We start from the raw sequence: 23,518 nt of genomic DNA on the forward strand, positions 1-23,518 counted from the left end.
GTGCAGCATGCAGCGTGTTGCGTGTTGCATGCGACGAAGTCGCCCTCAATACTCCACGCGTACCGAGTCATCCCCGAACTGCACACGCAGCTCTTCCACCAGGGAGTCGTGGGGGCTGACCTTCCAGTCGTCGCCCAGCCACACGCTGGCGGCGGCGATCTGGTGGTCCAGATCCAGCAACACTGGCGTGTTGCCGCCCTGGTAAGGTGCCAGGGTCTGCTGCAGACGCTCTGGCAGGGAGTCCTGTACGGGTGTTGCCAGGCGCAGACGCCGGGCAAAGGTTTCCCGCGCCTGGCGCATGTCCATAATTTCGTCTGCTATCAGGTTGAAGCCGCCAGTGTAATCATCATTGCGCACGCCGCCCTTGAAGATCAGCAGCTCATCTTTCTGTACCAGCTCACCGAACTGGGCAAATGTCTTGCCGAACACGGACACTTCCAGCCGCCCTGTCTTGTCATCCAGAGTGACAAACGCCATACGCTCGCCGCTACGCTTGCTGCGCGTAATACGCAGTGCCACTACCAAGCCGGCCACCATGGCCGCTTCGCCCTTCGCGGTAGGTTGCAGGGCATTCAGACGGGAAGAGACAAACTGGCGCACCTCCCCTTCATACTGATCGATGGGGTGACCAGTAAGAAACAGCCCGAGGGTATCGCGCTCACCATTGAGGCGGGTGTCATCATTCCAGTTACGTGCCCGCTTCCATTCCACTGCGGTGGCCGGGGATTCATCCACGGCACCGAACATGTCCATGATACCCGCCGCTTCATTGCGGGCATCCTGATCGGCCGCCGCAATAGCATCCGGCAGTGTGGCAAGAATCGTGGCCCGGTCGTGGAAACTTTCACTCTCTGTTTCCGGGGTCGGGCCCAGTTTGTCCAGCACGCCGGCACGCACCATGGCTTCCAGGGAGCGACGATTGATCTTCTTCAGATCGATCCGGCGGCAGAAATCGAACAAGTCCTTGAAATCGCCCTTGCCGTCATCCCGGGCAGCCACAATGGCATCAATGGGGCCTTCGCCCAGCCCCTTGATAGCGCCCAGACCATAGACGATGTCGCCTTCCGGATTCACCGTAAAGCGGTAGCCACAGGAATTCACATCCGGCGGCAACACCTTGAGCCCCATGGTCTTGCACTCATCAATGAAGGTCACCACCTTGTCGGTGTTCTGCATATCCGCAGAGATGGTGGCGGCCATGAACTCTGCCGGGTAATGCACCTTCAGCCAGGCCGTCTGGTAGGCCACCAGCGCATAGGCCGCAGAGTGAGATTTGTTGAACCCGTAACCGGCAAATTTTTCCACCAGATCGAAGATCTTCATGGCAAGTTCAGGGTCCACGCCTTGCCCCTTGGCACCTTCCTCAAAGATCTCCCGCTGCTTGGCCATTTCCTCGGGTTTCTTCTTGCCCATGGCCCGGCGCAACATGTCCGCACCACCCAGCGTATAACCTGCCAGGACCTGGGCAATCTGCATTACCTGCTCCTGATAGAGAATCACCCCATAGGAGGGTTTCAGGATCGGCTCCAGCCACTCGTGCTGGTACTGTGGATCCGGATAAGCCAACGGCTCGCGACCGTGCTTCCGATTCACGAAATTGTCCACCATGCCGGACTCCAGCGGCCCCGGACGATACAGGGCCACCAGTGCGATAATGTCCTCGAAGACATCGGGCTTGAGCTTCTTGATCAGCTCTTTCATGCCCTGACTTTCCAGCTGGAAAACCGCGGTAGTATCCCCCCGTTTCAGCAACTCGAAACTACCCGCATCATCCAGCGGGATGTGATCAATATTGAGATCATCCTGGCCTTCACGCTGACGCTTCACATTGGCCGCTTTCACCGCCCAGTCGATAATGGTCAGGGTCTTCAGGCCGAGAAAGTCAAACTTCACCAGCCCCGCCGCTTCCACATCATCCTTGTCGTACTGGGTCACCAGGTTGGTGCCGTCTTCTTCACAATAAAGCGGCGCAAAGTCGGTAAGTTTGCCGGGGGCAATAACCACCCCACCTGCATGCTTGCCCACGTTACGGGTCAGGCCCTCCAGCTTGCGGGCCATATCCCAGATTTCATTGGCGGATTCCTTGTCGGAGTTCTCATCGCTTTCGAGGAACTCGCGGAGGGTTTCCTCCTGCTCAAGGGCCTTTTCCAGGGTCATGCCCGGCACACCGGGAATCATTTTCGAGAGCCGGTCTGCCAGACCATAGGGCTTGCCCTGCACCCGGGCCACATCACGCACAACCGCCTTGGCGGCCATGGTACCGAAGGTAATGATCTGGCTGACCGCATCGCGGCCATACTTGTCAGCGGTGTAGTTGATCACCCTGTCCCGCTTCTCCATGCAGAAATCCACATCGAAGTCAGGCATGGAAACCCGTTCCGGATTAAGGAACCGCTCGAACAGCAGATCGTATCCAATCGGATCAAGGTCGGTAATCTTCAGTGCGTAGGCCACCAGGGAGCCGGCACCGGAACCCCGGCCCGGCCCCACCGGTACCTGGTTGTCCTTACCCCACTGGATAAAGTCAGCAACGATCAGGAAGTAGCCGGGGAAACCCATCTGATTGATGATATCCAACTCGAACTTGAGACGGTCATCGTAGGGTTTTCGTTTTTCAGCGTACTCAGGATCATTCTCGTCGAGCAGCACCTTGAGGCGTTCTTCCAGCCCTTCCCGCGATACCTGCTCGAAGTATTCATTGATGGTCAGGCCTTCCGGAATCGGGAAATCCGGCAGGAAGTTTTCCCCGAGGCGAATATCCAGGGTACAACGGCGGGCGATTTCCACCGTGTTTTCCAGTGCTTCCGGCAAGTCGGAGAACAGTTCGACCATCTCTGCTTCAGACTTTAGATACTGTTCTTCGGAGTATTTCTTGGGCCGACGCGGATCTTCCAGAGTGTTGCCATCATGAATGCAGACTCGGGCCTCATGGGCTTCGAAGTCTTCCTTGCTGATGAAACGCACATCATTGGTCGCCACCACCGGTAGCGACAGCTGCTCCGCCAGGGCCACGGTGGCGTGCAGACAGTCCTCATCCCCGGGCCGGGACGTGCGCTGTACTTCAAGGTAGAACCGGTCGCCATACAGGGAAGCCAGCCAGGATGCCTGCTGTTGGGCGAGATCGGTTTTCTCGGCCAGCAGTAACTGCCCGATTTCCCCGTGACTTGCCGCCGACAGCACGATCAGGCCCTCGTTAAGCTCGGCCAGCCATTCCGGTTTCACCAATGCCAGACCGCGATCCTGGTTAGTCTGCCAGGCCCGACTGATGAGCAAGGTCAGGTTCTGGTAGCCCGCCTCATTAAGGACCAGGAAGGACAACCTGGCGGGGTCTTCAAGATGGGTGGATTCCACCCAAAGGTCTGCTCCCATGATCGGTTTTACACCGGCGCCCATGGCACTCTTGTAGAACTTGATCAGGGCGAACAGGTTGGAATCATCCGTGACAGCCACGGCAGGCATGGCATTGGCTGCACAGTGCTTGATCAGCTCTTTTACCCGCACTACTCCGTCAGAAAGGGAATAGTCAGTATGCAGACGCAGATGAACAAAACGGGGTTGGCTCAAAACAACTTACCTTGTGCAATTGCGGCAGACACCGGGCCAAAGGAGCGGCGATGCTCGGCCAGGGCGCCATGTTCATTCAATGCCGCCAGGTGAACCTTGGTGGGGTAACCCTTGTGGCGATCAAAACCATACTGGGGGTACTGCTCATGAAGCTGCTGCATTTCCCGATCCCGGGCCACCTTGGCCAGAATCGAGGCAGCGGAAATGGCAGGCACCCGGCCATCTCCCTTGACCACCGCTTCCGCCGGACACGGCAAGGGTGGGACCCGGTTACCGTCTACCAGCACGGCATGGGCGTCAAGCGACAATCCCTGCACCGCTCGCTGCATGGCCAGCATGGTGGCATGGAGGATATTCATTTCATCGATTTCTGCCGGTTCCGCACGCCCCAAGGACCAGCTCAACGCTTTCGACTTGATCTCAGCTTCCAACTGCAAGCGTTTCTTTTCTGTGAGTTTTTTGGAGTCGGCAAGGCCGGGAATGGGCTGTTCGGGGTCGAGGATCACCGCGGCAGTCACCACCGCGCCAACCAGCGGGCCCCGGCCTACTTCATCCACCCCGGCGACACGCATGCCGGGAGACCAATCGAATCGTGACGGAAGAAAAGGTTCAGCCAGGGCGTACTCAGAAAACGGGTCCATCTCAGCGCTCCAGCAACTGGCTGACGGCTTCGGCTGCCTTCTCACTGGCGCCACCGCGTAACTGCTCATGCACAGCGCGGAAACGAGAGATTAACGCCTGTGCCTGATCAGGGTTATCCAGCCAGCGGGAGACGGACGCCACCACGGCCTGCGGAGTCAGATCATCCTGGATCAGCTCGGGCACCATCTCTTCACGGCACAGTAGGTTGGGCAGGGAAACAAATTCGCTTTTTACCAGCCGGCTGGCAATCGCGTAAGTCATCTTGCCGACGCGATATCCCACCACCATGGGCTTACCCACCAGCAACCCCTCAAGCGTTGCCGTACCAGACGCCATCAGGATCACGTCCGCCGCCGACATCACCGTGCGGCTCTCGCCATCCACCAGGGTCACTGGCAGCGCGGGAGCCTGCCCCAACACGGCTTCAATCTGTTCCCGGCGGGCGGCATTGGCGGCCGGGATGACAAAGCCCAGTTCGGGACGGGCGCTGTGCAGCGCCAGCATCGCCTCCAGGTAGACCGGCATCAGCTGTCCGACCTCCCCTCCCCGGCTACCCGGCAACACGGCCAGCAGGGTATCGTCCTGTCTCAGACCCAGCGAGGAGCGAGCCGCAGCGGTGTCCGTTTCCAGCGGCACCCGATCCGCCAGCGGGTGGCCAACAAAGGCTACCGGGACCTGATGCTCTTCATAGAAGCGCGCTTCAAAGGGCAGCAGGCACAGCATCAAATCGATGCTTTTCTTGATCCCCTTGATCCGCCCCTGACGCCAGGCCCACACCGACGGGCTGACATAGTGAACCGTCTTGAGCCCTTGCGCGTGCAAACGTCGAGCAATGGGCAGAGTGAAGTCCGGGGAATCGATACCGATCACCACATCAGGCTGTTGATCTAGCAGAAAGCGGATCAGCTGTTTGCGCAAACGCAGTAATTCTGGAAGGTGGGCCAGCACTTCGGTGATGCCCATCACCGAGAGCTTTTCCATGGGAAACAGGCTGTCCAACCCGGCAGCAGCCATTTCACTACCACCGACGCCGATAAAACGGGCACCAGGATAGCGGGCCTGCAGTGACTGCATCAGGCCAGCCCCGAGGATATCGCCGGACGCTTCGCCGGCGATCAGGGCAATCAGGGGAGCGTCGTTTCGCAACGCCATATCAGCGTGTAATGCCGCGCTCGGATGCCTTGAGGGAATCGATCAGGATCTGCAGCTCATCACCGGCAGGCATGGCTTCCAGCTCCACCAGTGCTTGCTCCAGCGTCAGTCCCTGACGGTAGATCACCTTGTAAGCATTGCGCAGGGTCGCGATCACTTCTTTGGACCAGCCACGACGCTTCATGCCCTCAAAGTTCATGCTGCGCGCCTGGGCCGGGTTGCCGGACACCATCACGTAGGCAGGAATGTCCTTCAGCACCAGAGAGCAGCCAGAGGTCATGGCATAGGAGCCAATCTTGCAGAATTGGTGCACCCCGGTCATGCCACCGAGAATCACACCGTTGCCCACATGGGCATGCCCTGCCACCGAGGCGTTATTGGCAAAGATACAGTCGTCGCCAATCATGCAATCGTGGGCCACATGCACATAGGCCATCAGCAGGTTTCGACTGCCGATTCGGGTAAGAGAGTTATCCTGGATAGTGCCACGGTGAATGGTCACGGATTCACGGATAACGTTGTCGTCACCGATTTCCAGACGGGTGGGTTCACCGTTGTACTTCTTGTCCTGGCACTCTTCGCCCACCGAGGCGAACTGGAAAATGCGATTGTTCTTGCCAATGGTTGTTGGTCCGTTAACAACCACATGGGGACCAATCACGGTACCGGCACCGATTTTCACGTCAGGGCCGATGATGGAATATGGGCCGACCTGCACGTCCTCTGCAAGCTCCGCGGCCGGATCAATAATGGCGGTCGGATGAATCATGGTGTTATCGCTTGTTCTTGATGTAAGTGAGCCAAGTATACGTGACTACGCGACTCGATCCGACCGTTTGTTGATGGTTTTGAGCAATCAGCTCTTGTGCTCTGCCACCAGCATCTCGGTAGAAGCAACCGTCTTGCCATCCACCTGGGCTTCGCACACGAACTTGAGAATATTGCGTTTGGTGGTCACGTGTTCTGCGAACAGGTGCAGGGTATCACCCGGCAGCACCTGGCGCTTGAAGCGGGTCTTGTCGGTGCCCACCAGCAGGTAGTTGAAGCCATCAGCCGGCTTTTTGTTCTCGGTGACAAAACCGAGGATGCCCGCGGCCTGGGCCATGGCCTCGATAATCAGCACGCCAGGCATGATCGGTTCATGGGGGAAGTGCCCATTGAAGAACGGTTCATTGATCGTTACGTTCTTGATCGCCTCCACACGCTTGCCCGGCTCCAGTGCCAGCACACGGTCTACCAACAAAAAAGGGTAACGGTGGGGCAGGTATTCCCTGACCTCAAGGATATCCATCATCTTGTGTTCCACACAGGCAGGGGCCGCAATACGCGGCCGTTAATCACTCAAACGTTCCAGTTTGCGTACGCGGCGTGCAAGCTCATCCAGCTTGCGGAAACGTGCCACATTCTTTCGATAGCGGGTCTGTTCATCCGCAGGCAAGGCAGAGCCGTAGGTGCCTGGCCGGGTGATGGAGCTGGATACCAGGGTCATACCCAGCACCTGCACCTTGTCACAAATTTCAATGTGACCGGACACCCCGACGGCGCCCCCCAGCAAACAATAGGAGCCAATCCTGGAAGAACCGGCGATGCCGACCTTCCCGGCCAGGGCTGTATGGTCGCCAATAATCACGTTATGGGCGACCTGAATCTGGTTATCCAGAATAGCGCCGTTGCCGATAATGGTATCGTCGATGGCACCCCGGTCAATGGTGGTTCCCGCGCCGATTTCCACATCAGCGCCAATCCTGACACCGCCTACCTGATGCACCTTGGTCCACCCTGCCCCATTGAAGGCAAAGCCGAAACCGTCCGCACCGAGCACACTGTTGGCGTGTATGATAGTGCGCGGACCCACTGTAACACCATGGTAAATTGTAACATTTGGCCAGATACGACACCGCTCACCGATGCAGGAACCTGCACCAATGACAGCGTTGGCCATAACCACAACGCCCTCTCCAATCTGCACATCCGCATCAATCACCACATTGGGACCGATGCTGGCCGTGGTCGGCACCACGACAGACGGGTCGACCACCGCAGAAGGATGAACACCCGGTTGCGCCTGGGGCGCCACTTCGAACAGGGCACTGGCCCTGGCAAAGGACAGATAGGGATCCTTGACGATCAGGGCCGGCACCGGACAGAACTCACACTGGTCCTCCTGCAACAACACCACAGCTGCACGGGTCTGCTCCAGGTAACTGCGGTAACGCGGGTTCGCCAGAAACGTCATCTGGGTGGCGGTTGCCGATTGGATCGTACCCATGCCATCCACTGGCTGGTCGGCGTCACCGCCAACCAGTTCGGCGTCCAGAAGACGGGCGAGTTCTGCCAGGGTATGCATTATTTCATCTTGTTCAGTTGCTGACTGACCGCTTCAGTTACGTCGAGAGCCTCTTCGCCCACATACACAGCGGCCTGCGCATTAATCACCAGGTCCAGGTTCTTTTCCTTGGCAACGGCACTGATCGCCTGCTGGAATTTGGGCCCCATTTCTTCCATGACTTCACGCTCGGTTGCCTGGGCACGGCCCTGCAGTTTGCGCTGCAGGCTCTTGATCTCGATCATTTTCTGCTGGCCCTTGGTGCTCATTTCTTCCTGTTGCTCAGGAGACAGGGTCATGGCCTCTTTCTGCATCTTGGCCTGAATTTCCTGTACTTCCATGCCCAGCTTGTTGAGCTTTTCTTCGTCCGGGGCCAGTTCTTTTTCCAGCGCGGACATCTTCGACTTCACAGCCGTGGTTTCCTGAAGGGCCTTGAGCGGGTAAACGATACCGATGCTGGTCTCAGCAAACGCCAGAGCGGGAAACAAAAGCGCGACGGCGAGCAGGCATTTTTTCATCATTATTAAAACTCCTAGAAAGTCTGTCCCAAAGAAAATTGAAATACTTCTGTGTCATCACCCGGCTGATCATTGAGCGCCTTGGCCAGGTTGAAGCTGAGCGGACCGATAGCAGTCAACCAGCTCAGACCGATACCCGCTGACGTGCGGATATCCTGCGGTTCGAAGTCCGCAAAGATGTCATCCCGTTCGGTCTCGAAGACGTTACCCGCATCCACAAAGAAGAAGGTGCGCACGCTTCGCGACTCCGGGGCAAACGGGGTCGGGAAAATCAGTTCCAGACTCGCTTCCGTCAGCAGGTTACCGCCAATCGGGTCCGGGTCCGGGTCAACGGTTCCGTTGAGGAAATAGCTCAGGCCTTCGGAGCGTGGCCCCAGAGAGCGAGACTCATAGCCGCGCACCGAACCGATACCACCGGAATAGTAGTTCTCGAAGAACGGCAGGACTTCATCGTCACCGTAACCGTCACCGTAGGCCACATCACTGCGCATGCGCAATGTCCAGCGCTGGCTGATCGGGAAGTATTTCTGCCCGGTCCAATTGGCGCGATAGAAGCCATAATCCGACCCGGGTACAGCCACTTCCAGCCCCAGTGTGCTGGACCAGCCGCGGTCCGGGAAAATGCCCCGGTTCAAGGTACTGGTGGACAGAGAAGCATTGAGTTTGTACTCGTCAAACTTGTTGCCTTCGGTAATCAGGAAATTGGCAATATCCACCGCCACGAAGTCACCGGTGGTGATGTCAGTACGCTCATAGGTACCACCGAAACTCAGACGCGAGTATTCAGAAATCGGATACCCGAAGGTGACCGAGCCACCCAGTCGGTCAGCGGCATAGGACGCCACCGACGTTTCATCGTAATCAATTTCCGAGAAGAACAGGCTGAACCCGCGGCTTACCCCGTCCAGTGTGTAGTACGGGTTGTAGTGCGAGAAGCTGTAGGAGTCCCGCACCTCGGAACGACTCAGGGCAAAGGAAACCCGGTTACCCGTACCACGCCAGTTATTCTGGCTCACGTTGGCACCAAAAATGAAACCGGAGGCGTCGGAGAAACCCACATTGGCGCCGATGGAACCGGAGGGCTGCTCCTCGACGGTGTATTCCACATCCACCAGATCATCGGTATTAGGCACCCGCGGGGTGTCCGCCTGCACCACGCTGAAGTAACCCAGGCGCTGCAGTCGCTGGCGGGACAGATCCACCAGCGAGGTGTTGGCCGGTGCATTCTCGAACTGGCGAAGCTCACGGCGCACCACCTCGTCAGAGGTCTTGGCGTTACCGGAGAAATTGATACGGCGCACGTAGACCTTGCGACCCGGCTCCACGTAGAAGGTCACATCCACCGTCTTGTTCTCATCGTCCGCGTTGTGGTCCTGACCACGCACCTCTGCAAACGTGTAGCCCTCATTACCAAGACGACGTTTGATCAAATCATTGGTATAGGTCACCAGCTGCTGACTGAACACCTGCCCTTTCTTGACGATCAGCAAGGGTTTGAGTTGTTCCTCTGCCACCACCAGATCACCGGCCAGATTCACCTCGTTGACGGTGTACTGCTCACCTTCAACCACATTAAGGGTAATGAAAACACTACGACGATCAGGGGTAACAGACACCTGGGTAGATTCGATGGAGAAGTTGATGTATCCACGGTCCAGGTACCAGGAGCGCAACCGCTCCAGATCACCACTGAGCTTCTCCCGGGAGTATTTGTCATCACCTTTGATAAACGACCAGAACCCGGTGGAATGCAGCTCGAAATCTTCCAGCAGCTCCTCATCGTCGAACAACTGGTTTCCGACCACATTGATGTCGCGGATACGGGCAGCCTTGCCCTCATAGATCTCGATCTTCAGCGCCACCCGGTTTCTCGGCAAGGGGGTGGATTCGGTCTTGATACTGGCCCCGTAGCGGCCCTGACTGACATACTGGCGTTCCAGTTCACCGGCAATGGACTCCAGGGTGGAGCGCTGGAACACCTCACCCTCAGCCAGCCCCGCTTCGGTGAGACCCTTACGAAGATTTTCTTCGTCGATGGACTTGTTGCCGGACAGTTCGATGCGGGCAATGCTGGGGCGCTCGGCCACGATCACGACCAGATCATCCCCATCACGCCCAAGCTGGACGTCCTCGAAATTACCCGTGGCAAACAGGGTCTGCACGGCGCTCACCACAGCCTCCCGTGTTACAGTGTCACCGGCCTGAATAGGCAGCTCGGCGTAGACACGCTCTACAGGCAAGCGCTGAAGGCCCTCAACGCGAATATCGTGCACCTTGAACGGCAACAAGCCATTGGCAGAGGCCAGAGAGGCTGCGAACAGGCAAATCATGGCCAGCCAGCCCTTGAAAAGGCGGCGGGTAGTGTCCCCAAATATCATGAAAACTGCTTCACCAAGTCGTTATAGATCGCCAACAGCATGAAACTGACAACCAGAGTCAGCCCAACACCCTGAGCGGCTAGAAGAAAACGTTCAGGTAAACTGCGACCGCGAATCATTTCAATGATTCCAAAGAAAATCCAGCCACCATCCAGCATGGGTATTGGCAGCAGGTTGATTACCCCGAGGGTAATGCTGAGATAGGCCAGCAATGCCAGAAAACTGGCCATACCAACGGCGGCACTCTCACCCGCAACCTGGGCGATGGTAATCGGACCGCCGAGGTTATCAAGGGAGAGCTTGCCGGTCACCAGTTTGGCCAGGCTGGCAAGGATCACTTCCACCTGCTCCACGAATCGGTCACCGGCATGCGGAATGGCCGAGAACAGGGAAAACTCCTGACGATAGAGACCACCGGCGGCGACCCCGATACGTCCAAAGGTCTGCCCTTGCTCGGTCACGGCTTCAGGCACGACCGACAAGTCCAGCAGGCGCCCGTCACGCATCACGGTCAATGACAGCGCTTCACCGGCGTGGCCCATGATCTGTGTCTGCCACATCTGCCAGTTGTTCACGGGAGCCCCCTCCAGCCCCAGCACCAGATCGCCCTTTCTTAGGCCAGCACGGGCGGCGGCGCTGTCATCCAGCACGTCACCAATGATCACCGCCTGGTTCAGCCCCAGCGTCTCCAGCGGCGAGCTTTCCGGGTCCTCAGACCACAGACCGATATCCAGCTGCCGGACCCGCTGCTCACCCCGTACATCCTGCACGGTGACCGCCAGGGGTTGCTCCTCACCAATATGCAGGATCATTTCATTGTAGAACGGGCGCCAGCCTTCCAGCGTCACATCACCCACCGCCTGGATGCGGTCACCGGGCTGAAATCCCGCCTGTTGCGCTGGGGTGTCCGGCGCCACCGGACCAATTACCGCCCGCATACCGGATTGCCCATAACTGGCCAGCAGCACCCAGTAGATCAGCATGGCGAGAATGAAATTGAACACCGGTCCAGCGGCGTAGGTAATGACGCGCTGCCAGGCGGGCTTGGAGGAAAACTCACCGGGGTCCCCTTCCGCCGTCTCATCTTCGCGGGCATCCAGGGGTTTCACATACCCACCCAGGGGAACGGCACTGATAGTCCACAGAGTGCCCTTGCGATCGGTGAAATTGAGCAGCTTGGGGCCAAACCCCACAGAGAAAGTCAGCACACGAACGCCAAAGGCTCGCATGGCAAGAAAGTGGCCCCACTCATGGAAGGCCACAATGATGATGATGGTGACGACAAAAGCCAGAACCGTCAGCATCCGCGCTCCTTGATCAGGCGACAGGCCACATCGCGGGCCTGTCGATCAATATTCATTACGGCGTCCACATCCTCACAGGAAGGCGCGGACTGCCTGGCCAGTGTCTGCTCCACCACCGCCGGAATCCCCATGAAATCCAGCGAGCCGGCAAGGAAAGCCGCCACAGCCTCTTCATTGGCGGCATTGAGTACCGCCGTGGCCGTGCCTCCCGTTTCCATGGCCGCCCTGGCCAGCGCCAGGCAAGGAAACCGTTGGGTATCCGGCAGCTCGAAATTGAGCCCTGCCAACCGGGAAAAATCCAGTCGCTGCGCCCCTGACTCCACCCGCTCCGGCCAGGAGAGGCCGCAAGCAATGGGAGTGCGCATATCCGGCGTCCCCATCTGGGCAAGGACCGAGCCATCGCGATAGGCCACCATGGAATGCACCACGCTCTGCGGGTGCACCACCACATCAATCTGGCTGGCGGGCACATCGAATAACCAGCAAGCCTCAATAAACTCCAGCCCTTTGTTCATCAGGGTGGCAGAGTCCACCGATATCTTGGGGCCCATATCCCAGTTGGGATGCTTGATCGCCTGGGCCGGAGTTACCGCCTGCAGCTGCGCCTCGCTGAAATCACGAAAGGGTCCGCCGGAAGCAGTGAGCAACAAACGCTCTACTCCGTCGTTCACGCCCTCTGCCGGCAGGCACTGGAAAATGGCGTTATGTTCGGAATCCAGCGGCAGCAACGTGGCGCCACTGTCGCGCACGGCATTCATGAACAGGGCACCGGTAACCACCAGCGCTTCCTTGTTGGCCAGCAGCACACGCTTCGCGGCCTTCACAGCCGCCAGGGTCGGCCTGACACCGGCCGCGCCAACAATAGCCGCTACTACGGTATCCGCCTGTTCGTGGGCCGCCACCTGCGACAATGCCGCCTCACCTGCCAGCACCTCAGTGTCCGACCCGCCAGCGCGAAGATGGTTCCGCAGCTTCTCGGCTGCCTGCTCATCGGTGAGCACGGCAAAACGGGGCCTGACGGCCAGGCACTGCTCGGCCAGCAACTCCCACCGCGTACTGGCGGTAAGGGCAAAAATTTCATAGCGATCCGGGTGACGTGCAACCACGTCCAGCGTTTGCTGGCCAATACTTCCCGTTGCACCCAGCACCGTGATGCGCTGTTTCACAGGCTGCCTCCCGGCAGGCCAAACCAGTTGAAGCCTGCCAGCGCGATGGGCATGGCCGCTGTCACGCTGTCGATGCGATCCAGCATCCCGCCATGGCCCGGCAGGATGGTGCCGCTGTCCTTGAAGCCGCGCTGGCGCTTGACCATGCTCTCGAACAGGTCACCCAGTGCCGATGCCAGCACCGTCATCAGGGCCACCAACAACAACGGGATCAGGGAAGCATCCAGTACACCGCTGGCGTAAACCCCGCCAACCACCACCAGGGACAGCAACACGCCACCCACCAGCCCTTCTATGGTCTTGCCCGGGCTGACCAGTGGTGCCAGCTTGTGCTTGCCCAGCGCGCGGCCGGCAAAATAGGCGCCAGTGTCTGCGGCCCATACCCACAACAGAATAAACAACAAGGCAAAGGGACCAGCCAGCCCCAGCGCACCTTGATCCTGCAATTGCACAACCGCCGCCCAGGACGGCACCAGCAACAGGAGGCCAACCACTGACATCAGGCCGGTGCGATACCAGACCCCGGCATTACCGGGGTAACCAACAACCAGCACCAGCGCCAGCAGCCACCAGGCAGGAATTGCATTGAGCAGCCAGGCTGGCTGAAACAACTCGGCCAGCACCATGGCCCCTGCAAGCAGCAGGGTCCAGAGCAGGCGTACCGCCTGGGAAATCTTCCCCATCATGGCCGCCCATTCCCAACCGGCCAGCAAAAAGAAGATTCCGGCCACAAGGGCGAAGGGTATCCGGTCCAGGCCGAACATGGCCCCCAGAACGATGGGCAGCAGTACCAGCGCGGTGATCACCCGCAGCTTTAGCATTATTCTTCTCCTTTCAGGGCGGCCACTTCCTCACCGGAACGGCCAAAGCGGCGCTGACGCCCCGCATAGTCCTGCAACGCCTGGTCGAAGGCGTCAGCATCAAAATCCGGCCACAATAGCGGGGAAAAACAGAACTCGCTGTAGGCCAGCTGCCAGAGCAGGAAATTACTGATTCGTTGATCCCCACCGGTGCGGATCAACAGATCCGGAAGCGGCAGGTCAGACATGGCGATCCTTGCCCCGAGCGCCTCGCTATCAATCTGCTCCGGTCTCAGTTCACCGGCAGCAACCTGTTCAGCAAGCTGACGGGCCGCGTGGGCAATATCCCATTGTCCGCCATAATTCACGGCGATCACCACGGTCATGCGTGAATTACCTGCGGTCAGGGATTCAGCCTCATCCATGCCCGCCTGCAGTGCTTCGGAAAAGGCAGAGCGGTCACCAATGAAACGGATACTGACCCCTTTGGCATGCAACTCCTCTACCCGGCCACTCAGCGCCTTGAGAAACAGCGCCATCAGGTGCGCCACCTCTTCCGGCGGACGGCGCCAGTTCTCGGAACTGAAGGCAAACAGTGTCAGTACTTCAATCCCACGGGTGGCCGCCTGGCGGATAATCGTCTGCACCGCCTGCTCTCCAGCCCGGTGACCCTCCTCCCCGGGCAGTCCGCGCTTGCGTGCCCAGCGATTGTTACCATCCATGATAATGGCAACATGACGGGGCAAGGCCCCTTGATGAGAGTCGATATCCGGCGCACTGGAGCGGGGCTGGTCACTGGACATAATACTTCCGCCAATAACAAAAGCGGGCTGCTGCGCAGCCCGCCTGCATCGAAATTCGAAACCGACAACCGTATCAGACGGTCATCAGCTCCTCTTCCTTTTCTTTCAGAACCTTCTCTACTTCCGCCACCATCTTGTCGGTGAGCTGCTGGATCAGTTCCTCACCGCGACGGGATTCGTCCTCGGAGATTTCCTTTTCCTTGAGAAGTTCTTTCAGGTCACCGTTGGCATCACGGCGGATGTTACGGATGGAGACGCGCGCCTGCTCGGCTTCACCACGAACCACCTTGACGAGGTCCTTACGGGTTTCTTCAGTGAGTGGCGGCAGCGGCAGTCGGATCAGGTTGCCGGACGTGGACGGGTTCAAACCCAGATCCGAGGTCATGATAGCCTTCTCGATTTGCGGAATCAGGCTCTTGTCGAACGGAGAAATGGTCAGCGTACGCCCTTCTTCCACAGAGATATTGCCCAACTGTTTGAGCGGCGTCTCGGAGCCGTAATAGTCCACCGTTATATTGTCCAGCAGACTGGGATGGGCGCGCCCGGTACGGATGCGCTTCATGGCCGTATCCAGTGCCGCCAGGCTCTTTTTCATGCGGGATTCCGCATCTTCACGAATATCGTCAATCACCGGTATTTCCTCACCATCTCTTCAGACGCGCTTACTGCGCGGCTTCAACCAGGGTGCCTTCATTGCCGCCCAGCATCAGGTTCAGCAGGGCACCCTTCTTGTTCATATCAAATACACGCAGAGGCATGTTGTGGTCCCGCACCAGACAGATCGCGGTCAGGTCCATCACGCCCAGTTTTTTATCCAGCACTTCGTCATAGGTCAAGATGTCGTATTTGACCGCATCCGGGTTCTTTTCCGGATCATCATTATACACACCGTCTACCTTAGTAGCCTTGAGCACCACATCGGCATTGATCTCGATGCCACGCAGGCAGGCCGCAGAGTCCGTGGTAAAGAACGGATTGCCGGTGCCTGCACAGAAGATCACCACCTCGCCATTCTTCAGGTGACGGTTGGCATTACGATGATCGTAATGCTCGACAACGCCACTCATGGGAATTGCCGACATCAAACGGGTGCGAATATTGGAACGCTCCAGAGCATCCCGCAGGGCAAGCCCGTTCATCACGGTTGCCAGCATGCCCATATGATCACCGGCCACCCGGTCCAGACCGGCGCTTTGCAGGGCCGCGCCGCGGAACAGGTTACCCCCGCCGACCACCAGTCCGACCTGCACGCCAATACCGACCAGCTGGCCAATTTCCAGAGAAATTGCGTCCAGGACTTTGGGGTCGATACCAAATCCTTCGTCACCCGCCAACGCCTCACCGCTCAGCTTGAGCAAAATACGGTTATAGCGCGGCGAGCGCTCCTTGTTCGTCGGCATGTCCAAGTCTCCGCCACTCATGAATACCCGCCATTATTCAGTTGGTTGCCGTTTCCGGCCAGCACATCCTGCCGCGGCCTGTTCACAGTACCGCCAAGCACGATGGTTGCAAGCACTTTCCTCTTTTCGCCAGCTGACGCCCGGGCAGCAATTGGGCGCACCCGCATCAACAGGCGAAAAAAACGCCCTGCCGGCAGGCCGGCAAGGCGTTATTTTCTCATCGACAGGCAGCCTTAGCCTTTCGCCGCAGCTTCTACCTCGGCAGCGAAGTCGACTTCTTCCTTCTCAATACCTTCACCCACGACCAGACGCTCGAAAGCGGTGATCTCGGCGCCGGCACCCTTCACCAGAGCACCAACAGAGGTATTGGGATCCTTCACGAAGGGCTGATCCAGCAGGCTCACTTCCTTCAGGAACTTGTTGATACGACCACCGAGCATTTTCTCGACGATCTCAGCCGGCTTGCCTTCCATATCAGGCTGGGCACGGATGATTTCTTTCTCTTTTTCCAGCACGTCAGCCGGAACCTGGTCGCCGCTAACCACCATCGGGTTAACCGCAGCAACGTGCATGGCAACGTCTTTACCCAGCTCGGCATCACCACCTTTCAGGGCAACCAGAACACCGATCTTGCCACCGTGGACGTAGGCACCGATGGCACCTTCAGCTTCCAGCTTGGCAGCACGACGGATCTGGATGTTTTCACCGATCTTCTGAACCAGCGCCTGACGCGCTTCTTCAACGGTGGCACCATCTTCCAGCTTCAGATCAGCGATCTTGGCCGCATCGGTCTCGCCAGCAGCCAGGGCAGCTTCAGCCACCTTGTTGGCAAAACCCAGGAAGTTGTCGTCACGGGCAACGAAATCAGTTTCGGAGTTGATTTCAACCAGTACGGCAACGGTGTTGTCAGCATTGGTAGCGACAACAGCAGCGCCTTCGGCAGCAGTACGACCGGCTTTCTTGGCCGCTTTGGCCTGACCGGACTTACGCATTTCGTCGATGGCCAGTTCGATATCACCATCAGCTTCCACCAGCGCCTTCTTGCACTCCATCATGCCAAGACCGGTACGCTCGCGCAGTTCCTTAACCATTGCAGCAGTTACAGCAGCCATGATTATCCTCTCAAAACGTTTGGTTTCGGTAAGACGGGCAGGCGAACGCCTGCCCGAACAGATCAGCCTTCAGCGCTCTCGCCTTCAGCTTCGCCTTCTACCTCGACGAATTCACTCTCACCACCGGTCTGGGTCTGGGCGTACTGCTTGCCTTCCAGAATGGTGTCGGCTGCCGCTTTCACGTACAGCTGAATGGCGCGGATTGCGTCGTCGTTACCCGGGATCACGTAATCAACGCCATCCGGGTTGGAGTTGGTATCGACAACGGCGACAACCGGGATACCCAGCTTGCGGGCTTCCTGCAGGGCGATGTCTTCATGATCCACGTCGATCACGAACAGGGCATCGGGCAGACCGCCCATGTCCTTGATACCACCGATGGAACGCTCGAGCTTGTCCATCTCACGCTTACGCATCAGCGCTTCTTTCTTGGTCAGCTTGTCGAAGGTACCGTCCTGGGCCTGAGCTTCCAGGTCACGATAACGCTTGATGGACTGACGGATGGTTTTCCAGTTGGTGAGCATGCCGCCCAACCAACGGTGATCCACATAGGGCATGCCGGCACGCAGTGCTTCTTCGCGAACCGCTTTCTGCGCTGCACGCTTGGTGCCGACAAACAGAATCTTGTTGTTGCTGGCAGCCAGCTTGTTCAGGAACGACATGGCGTCGTTGAACAGAGGCAGGGTCTTTTCCAGGTTGATGATGTGAATCTTGTTACGGGCGCCAAAGATGTAGGTGTTCATCTTCGGGTTCCAGTAACGGGTCTGGTGGCCGAAGTGCACACCGGCCTTCAGCATATCGCGCATAGTTACGCTGGACATTGGTTTTTCTCCACTTTGGGTTAGGCCTCCACGCCCCCGCATACACCCAACCCGGCTCACCTTATAGAAGGAAGACAGGCACCCAGGGCAATGTGACGGGGCATGTGTGATTTCCTTCCCCTGCTTCGACGGTTACAATGCAGCACCATTGCCACAGAGCAGACCATGAGCGGGAAAGCGCGCGCTTTATACCACAGCACCCCGCCACAGGCAACGAAAAGTCGCCTTTTTTACTGTTTTGCCTCGGCCTAAAAAATAGCCAACCCACTGAAAATGCTGGAGTTTCCTCGATCCCCATGAATGTCGTCATTAAAACCCCCGAACAAATCGCCAAAATGCGAGAAGCAGGCAAACTGGCTGCAGAGGTCCTCGAAATGATCGGCGAGCACGTGAAACCCGGGGTCACCACCGAGGAACTGGACCGTATCTGCCACGACCATATCGTCAACCGGCAGCAAGCCATCCCCGCCTGTCTGGGCTACCGTGGCTTCCCCAAGTCCATCTGCACCTCAGTCAATCATGTGGTATGCCACGGCATTCCCAACGACAGCAAGACGCTCAAGAAAGGGGACATCGTCAATATCGACGTGACCGTGATCAAGGATGGCTGGCACGGCGATACGTCCAAGATGTTCTTCGTGGGCGAGCCGTCAGTGCTGGCCAAGCGCCTGGTGGAAACCACCCGTGAATGCATGATGGCTGGCATCAGAATGGTCAAACCCGGGGTCAAACTGGGTGATATTGGCCATCGCATCCAGAAGATAGCGGAAGGAGAACGATTTTCCGTGGTCCGCGAGTACTGTGGGCACGGTATTGGTGAAGGCTTCCACGAAGAACCCCAGGTACTCCATTACGGCAAGCCGGATACCGGTCTGGAACTGCAGGAAGGCATGGTGTTCACCATTGAGCCCATGATCAATGCCGGCAAAGCCGCCAACAAGCTGCTTCCGGATGGCTGGACGGTGGTCACCAAGGACCGCAAGCTGTCTGCCCAATGGGAACATACCATTGCGGTCACCGCCGATGGCTACGAAGTGCTCACCGCCCGCAGTGAAGAAAACGACCTGTACTGATTCGCTTCGCTGACGACTGGCGTGCGTCCTGCATGATGCAGAGCGCCCGCTGTTCGTCAGCCTTACATCACAGGACAATAATGCAGCTCACCCCCGTGCTTACCCAGCAAGCCCTCCTCAACGCCATGCAGGAGAGCGCCCAACCCGGCCAGTACGCCCGCCAGTACCTTGAGCAGGGCCAGGAGCGCCTGAACCAGCAGTTCGAAACTGCCGACATCACCGATCTGGTCCATGCCCGTGCCGAACTGGTCGATCAGGTAATGATTGCCGCCTGGTCCCTGTTCGGTCTCGCCGAGCACAACGATGCCGCCCTGGTGGCCGTGGGCGGCTACGGCCGCGGTGAACTGCATCCCTGTTCAGACGTGGACCTGCTGATGCTGATTGCAGACAGCAGCAATAATTCCCTGTTCGACAGCCTTGAGCGCTTTGTGGCCTTTCTGTGGGACATTGGCCTGGAAATCGGCCATGCAGTGCGCACCCTGGATCAGTGCGTGGAACTGGCCCGGGAAGACATCACCGTGGCCACCAATATCATGGAAGCGCGCACCCTGGCCGGCGACGACGGCCTGCGCATTAAACTGGAGGAGCGCACCGGCCCGGACCAGATGTGGGACTCCGCCGCCTTTTTCGCTGCCAAGTGGGAAGAACAGGTTGGCCGCCACAAACGTTTCAATGACACCGAGTACAACCTGGAACCCGATATCAAGAATGCCCCGGGCGGCCTTCGCGATGTACAAATGATCGCCTGGGTGGCCAAGCGGCATTTCAACGCTGACAGCCTGGAAGCCCTGGTCGACGCCGAATTCCTCACCAAGGAAGAATACTCGGTGCTGCGCAAGTGCCTGGATTATCTCTGGGAGGTGCGCTGGCAGCTGCACGTGCTGACCGGCCGCAATGAGAACCGGTTGCTGTTCGATCACCAGCGGCAGCTGGCAGCCCGGCTCGGCCATGAAGACTCCAGCGCCAACCTGGGCGTGGAAGTGTTTATGAAAGGCTTCTATCGGGTGGCGCTGGCATTGTCGGTACTCAACGAAATGCTGCTGCAGCTGTTTGACGAAGCCATCCTGCGCAGTGATGAGCCGGAACAGGTTCGCCCTCTCAATCGCCGTTTTCAGGTACGCAACGAGTACCTGGAAATCACCCATCCGGAAGTGTTTAGCGAGCAGCCCTCTGCCCTGCTGGAAACCTTTGTGCTGATGGCCCAGAACCCGGACCTCAAGGGGATTCGCGCCACCACCATTCGGGCGTTGATCTATAACCGCCGCCAGATTGATGATGCCTTCCGGGCGGACCCAACGAACACCGCCCTGTTCATGCAGCTGCTGCGCAGCCCCAATGCTCTCTTCACCCAGCTGCGGCGCATGAAACGCTACAGCATCCTGGGCCGTTATCTGCCGGAGTTTGGCGCCATCATCGGGATGATGCAGTACGACCTGTTCCACATTTACACCGTGGACGCGCACACCCTGCTGGTAATCAAGCACATGCGCCGGCTCCGCTACGAAGACATGCGCGATGAGTATCCGCTGGCCACCGAAGTCTTCTACCGTCTTCCCAAACCCGAATTGCTGTATACCGCTGGCCTTTACCATGATATCGCCAAGGGCCGCGGCGGCGACCATTCCAGCCTCGGAGAAGTGGATGCACTGGACTTCTGCCAGCGTCACGGCCTGAGTGCCTGGGATGGCAAACTGGTGGCCTGGCTGGTGAAAAATCACCTGGTGATGAGCGTCACCGCCCAGCGCAAGGACATCTCAGACCCGGATGTGGTCTACGAATTCGCCCGCAAGGTGGGCGATCTGGTGCACCTGGATTATCTCTACGTGCTCACTGTGGCAGACATCAACGCCACCAACCCCACCTTGTGGAATTCCTGGCGCGCCTCACTGTTGCGTCAGCTCTACACCGAAACCAAGCGCGCCCTGCGACGCGGCCTCAACAATCCGGTGGACAAGCAGGACTGGATCGACGAAACACGCGATGAAGCCATGAAGCTGCTCACCGGGCAGGATCACGACGCCTCGGACATCGAGGCGTTGTGGGCCAACATCGGGGATGAATACTTCCTGCGGGAAACGCCACGGGATATCGCCTGGCATACCGAAGCCATGCTCGATCGTGAAGACCCCAGCGATCCGCTGGTGCTGATCGGGGAAACCAGCCAGACCTCCATTGCTGGCGGCTCGCAGATCTTTATCTACACCCCGGACACCCGAAACCTGTTCAGCGCCACCGTAAACGCCCTGGACACTCTCGGCCTGACCATCATGGACGCCCGCATTATCACCAGCGTGGATGGTTTCAGCCTGGACACCTATATCGTTCTGGACGAACAGGGCACCCCCATCGGCGAGGACTGGGCGCGTATCGAGCAGATCCGCAAGACTCTCACCGAGACCCTCAAGCATCCCGAACGCTTCGCCAGTACGGTGAGCCGACGCATGCCGCGTCGAAACAAGCATTTTGACGTGCCCACCCAGGTCATTATCAGCAACGATATTGTCAACGACCGCACCGCCGTGGATATCCAGACGCTGGACCGCCCTGGCCTGCTGGCGCACATCGGTCGTATCTTCATGCGCTTTGAGCTGCTGGTGCAGAATGCCCGCATTGCCACCCTTGGCGAGCGCGCAGAAGACGTCTTCTTCATTACCGATCTCGACGGTGAGCCGGTTTCCGATCCCGCCCTGTGCCAGGAACTTCAGGAAACCCTCAGACAAGAGCTCGACGACAAGAACAACGGAAATCAGTAACCCATGAATCCAGATCTGGAACGGCTGCACCCCTACCCGTTTGAGAAACTCAAGGCACTGTTCAGTGGCCTGCCGGCTTCGGACAAGTCACCCATTGCCCTGTCCATTGGCGAACCCAAGCATCCCTCTCCGGAGTTTGTGCAGCAGGTGATCCGGGACAACACAGCCCGGCTTTCCAATTACCCCACTACCGCCGGCCTGCCGGAACTGAACGACGCCATCGCCCAGTGGCTAAAGCGCCGCTTTCACCTGCAGGCCATCGACAACAGCCAAGTGCTACCGGTGAATGGCACCCGGGAGGCCCTGTTTGCCTTTACCCAGGCGGTGATTGATCGCCAACGCCAGCCCCTTGTGCTCATGCCCAACCCCTTCTACCAGATCTATGAAGGAGCCACCCTGCTGGCCGGCGGCGAGCCCATGTACCTGCCCTGCACCGACAGCACCGGGCTGCAACCGGACTTTGATGCGGTCAGCGAGGACACCTGGATCCGCACCCAGTTGTTGTTCATTTGCACCCCCGGCAACCCCACCGGGGCTACACTCAGCAAGGCACAACTGAAGGCGCTCATCGAACTGGCCGACAAGTATGACTTCGTGATTGCCTCGGACGAATGCTATTCCGAAATCTACCGGGACAAGCCGCCGGCCGGACTGTTGGAAGCCTGTGCAGAAATGGGCCGACATGACTATCGCCGCTGCGTCGTCTTTCACTCCCTGTCCAAGCGCTCCAATCTCCCCGGCCTGCGCTCCGGTTTTGCCGCCGGCGATAGCGAAGTGCTCAAGCGCTTCCTCCGCTACCGCACCTACCACGGCTGTGCCATGCCTATTCATCACCAGCTGGCCAGCATTGCCGCCTGGAATGATGAGCAGCATGTAGCGGCCAACCGCGCGCTTTACCGGGAAAAATTCGATGCCGTGCTGGACATTCTCGGCGGCCCCCTTAAGGTATCCGCCCCGGAGGCCGGCTTCTACCTGTGGCCAAAGACGCCGATCAGCGATGAAGAATTTGCCCAACGCTTGCAGGCCGAGCAGAACGTGACCGTACTTCCCGGCCGCTACCTGTCACGCACCGTCAATGGCAAGAACCCGGGAGAAAATCGGGTAAGAATGGCACTGGTGGCACCGCTGGAAGAATGTATTGAAGGCGCCAGGCGCATCAAGGCGTTGCTGGATACGTTATAAGCAGCAAGCTACAAGCTTCAAGCAGCAACACGGATCAAGTTGGAAGAGATCCATACCGCCCTGCCCGCCCACAAGCCTTGTGGTGAAGCGCGGCGATGACACTGGCGTTCACTGCAGCTCATCCCGCGTTGAGGCTTGTAACTTGTAGCTGAATTTAAGGAAGAAACATGGAACTGACCATCTTCGGTATCAAGAACTGCGATACCATGAAGAAAGCCATGAAATGGCTGGATGACAACGGTGTGGCCTATCACTTCCATGACTACAAGAAGGAAGGCGTGCCTGAAGCATCCCTGCTGCACTGGCTGGAAGCCCTGGGCTGGGAAACCGTGATCAACAAGCGGGGCACCACCTGGCGCAAGCTGGATGACGCCACCAAAGACACCATGGATGCCATCAAGGCCGTGGCCGTGGCACTGGAGAATCCGTCCATCATCAAGCGACCGATTCTGCAGAACGACAAGATTCTCACCGCCGGCTTCAAGGCCGACGAGTGGCAAGCACTTTTGAAATAAGCGCCCTGC

Annotated in this window: 20 protein-coding genes; 4 read left to right on the top strand and 16 right to left on the bottom strand. The window is 58.3% G+C overall.

Annotation, left to right across the window (positions count from 1 at the left end; genetic code table 11):
- Positions 1–45: 45 nt before the first annotated feature.
- The 16 genes from dnaE to rpsB all read right to left on the bottom strand — a co-directional run bounded on the left by dnaE (position 46) and on the right by rpsB (position 17,986).
- Complete coding sequence (gene dnaE / locus HF945_RS08665; RefSeq protein WP_290525329.1) at positions 46–3,564, bottom strand: DNA polymerase III subunit alpha; 3,519 nt, start codon at positions 3,562–3,564, stop codon at positions 46–48.
- The gene (gene rnhB, locus HF945_RS08670) at positions 3,561–4,205 is read right to left on the bottom strand and encodes a ribonuclease HII (RefSeq protein WP_290525330.1); all 645 of its coding nucleotides are present in this window, start codon (positions 4,203–4,205) and stop codon (positions 3,561–3,563) included. The genes dnaE and rnhB overlap by 4 nt, the downstream gene beginning before the upstream one ends.
- Position 4,206: 1 nt before the next feature.
- A complete protein-coding gene (lpxB, locus tag HF945_RS08675) occupies positions 4,207–5,358 on the bottom strand; it encodes a lipid-A-disaccharide synthase (protein WP_290525331.1) in 1,152 nt (383 codons plus the stop codon).
- 1 nt (position 5,359) lies between these two features.
- Positions 5,360–6,127 carry an acyl-ACP--UDP-N-acetylglucosamine O-acyltransferase gene (lpxA, locus tag HF945_RS08680; protein WP_290525332.1) on the bottom strand — a complete coding sequence of 256 codons (768 nt, stop codon included), beginning with the start codon at positions 6,125–6,127 and terminating at the stop codon, positions 5,360–5,362.
- Positions 6,128–6,214: 87 nt separating this feature from the next.
- Positions 6,215–6,652 (bottom strand): 3-hydroxyacyl-ACP dehydratase FabZ, encoded by a 438-nt coding sequence (gene fabZ / locus HF945_RS08685; RefSeq protein ID WP_290525333.1) that lies wholly within the window; start codon positions 6,650–6,652, stop codon positions 6,215–6,217.
- A gap of 39 nt (positions 6,653–6,691) precedes the next feature.
- Positions 6,692–7,705 (bottom strand): UDP-3-O-(3-hydroxymyristoyl)glucosamine N-acyltransferase, encoded by a 1,014-nt coding sequence (lpxD, locus tag HF945_RS08690; protein ID WP_290525334.1) that lies wholly within the window; start codon positions 7,703–7,705, stop codon positions 6,692–6,694.
- Complete coding sequence (locus HF945_RS08695; RefSeq protein ID WP_290525335.1) at positions 7,705–8,205, bottom strand: OmpH family outer membrane protein; 501 nt, start codon at positions 8,203–8,205, stop codon at positions 7,705–7,707. The genes lpxD and HF945_RS08695 overlap by 1 nt, the downstream gene beginning before the upstream one ends.
- Positions 8,206–8,216: 11 nt before the next feature.
- Positions 8,217–10,580 carry an outer membrane protein assembly factor BamA gene (gene bamA / locus HF945_RS08700; RefSeq protein WP_290525336.1) on the bottom strand — a complete coding sequence of 788 codons (2,364 nt, stop codon included), beginning with the start codon at positions 10,578–10,580 and terminating at the stop codon, positions 8,217–8,219.
- Positions 10,577–11,884: an RIP metalloprotease RseP gene (rseP, locus tag HF945_RS08705; protein ID WP_290525337.1), complete on the bottom strand. Its 1,308-nt coding sequence runs from the start codon at positions 11,882–11,884 to the stop codon at positions 10,577–10,579. Before rseP ends, bamA begins: the two co-directional genes overlap by 4 nt.
- Positions 11,878–13,050 (bottom strand): 1-deoxy-D-xylulose-5-phosphate reductoisomerase, encoded by a 1,173-nt coding sequence (gene ispC, locus HF945_RS08710; protein WP_290525338.1) that lies wholly within the window; start codon positions 13,048–13,050, stop codon positions 11,878–11,880. Before ispC ends, rseP begins: the two co-directional genes overlap by 7 nt.
- Complete coding sequence (locus HF945_RS08715; protein ID WP_290525339.1) at positions 13,047–13,871, bottom strand: phosphatidate cytidylyltransferase; 825 nt, start codon at positions 13,869–13,871, stop codon at positions 13,047–13,049. The genes ispC and HF945_RS08715 overlap by 4 nt, the downstream gene beginning before the upstream one ends.
- Complete coding sequence (gene uppS, locus HF945_RS08720) at positions 13,871–14,653, bottom strand: polyprenyl diphosphate synthase (RefSeq protein WP_290525340.1); 783 nt, start codon at positions 14,651–14,653, stop codon at positions 13,871–13,873. Before uppS ends, HF945_RS08715 begins: the two co-directional genes overlap by 1 nt.
- Positions 14,654–14,726: 73 nt before the next feature.
- Positions 14,727–15,284 carry a ribosome recycling factor gene (gene frr / locus HF945_RS08725; protein WP_290525341.1) on the bottom strand — a complete coding sequence of 186 codons (558 nt, stop codon included), beginning with the start codon at positions 15,282–15,284 and terminating at the stop codon, positions 14,727–14,729.
- A 31-nt stretch (positions 15,285–15,315) separates the two neighbouring features.
- Positions 15,316–16,053 carry a UMP kinase gene (pyrH, locus tag HF945_RS08730; RefSeq protein ID WP_290525342.1) on the bottom strand — a complete coding sequence of 246 codons (738 nt, stop codon included), beginning with the start codon at positions 16,051–16,053 and terminating at the stop codon, positions 15,316–15,318.
- A 233-nt stretch (positions 16,054–16,286) separates the two neighbouring features.
- Complete coding sequence (gene tsf, locus HF945_RS08735) at positions 16,287–17,165, bottom strand: translation elongation factor Ts (protein WP_290525343.1); 879 nt, start codon at positions 17,163–17,165, stop codon at positions 16,287–16,289.
- Positions 17,166–17,227: 62 nt separating this feature from the next.
- A complete protein-coding gene (gene rpsB, locus HF945_RS08740; RefSeq protein WP_290525344.1) occupies positions 17,228–17,986 on the bottom strand; it encodes a 30S ribosomal protein S2 in 759 nt (252 codons plus the stop codon).
- A 296-nt stretch (positions 17,987–18,282) separates the two neighbouring features.
- On the opposite strand from rpsB, the gene map reads away from it, so the two are divergent.
- The 4 genes from map to HF945_RS08760 all read left to right on the top strand — a co-directional run bounded on the left by map (position 18,283) and on the right by HF945_RS08760 (position 23,509).
- Positions 18,283–19,059, top strand: coding sequence for a type I methionyl aminopeptidase (gene map / locus HF945_RS08745; protein ID WP_290525345.1), 777 nt, complete (start codon positions 18,283–18,285; stop codon positions 19,057–19,059).
- A gap of 80 nt (positions 19,060–19,139) precedes the next feature.
- Positions 19,140–21,812: a [protein-PII] uridylyltransferase gene (locus tag HF945_RS08750; RefSeq protein WP_290525346.1), complete on the top strand. Its 2,673-nt coding sequence runs from the start codon at positions 19,140–19,142 to the stop codon at positions 21,810–21,812.
- A gap of 3 nt (positions 21,813–21,815) precedes the next feature.
- On the top strand, positions 21,816–22,994 hold the full coding sequence (gene dapC, locus HF945_RS08755) for a succinyldiaminopimelate transaminase (protein WP_290525347.1): 1,179 nt from the start codon (positions 21,816–21,818) through the stop codon (positions 22,992–22,994).
- Positions 22,995–23,161: 167 nt separating this feature from the next.
- Positions 23,162–23,509, top strand: coding sequence for an ArsC family reductase (locus tag HF945_RS08760; protein WP_290525348.1), 348 nt, complete (start codon positions 23,162–23,164; stop codon positions 23,507–23,509).
- Positions 23,510–23,518 lie beyond the last annotated feature (9 nt).

Source organism: Alcanivorax sp. (genome assembly GCF_017794965.1).
Classification (GTDB): domain Bacteria; phylum Pseudomonadota; class Gammaproteobacteria; order Pseudomonadales; family Alcanivoracaceae; genus Alcanivorax.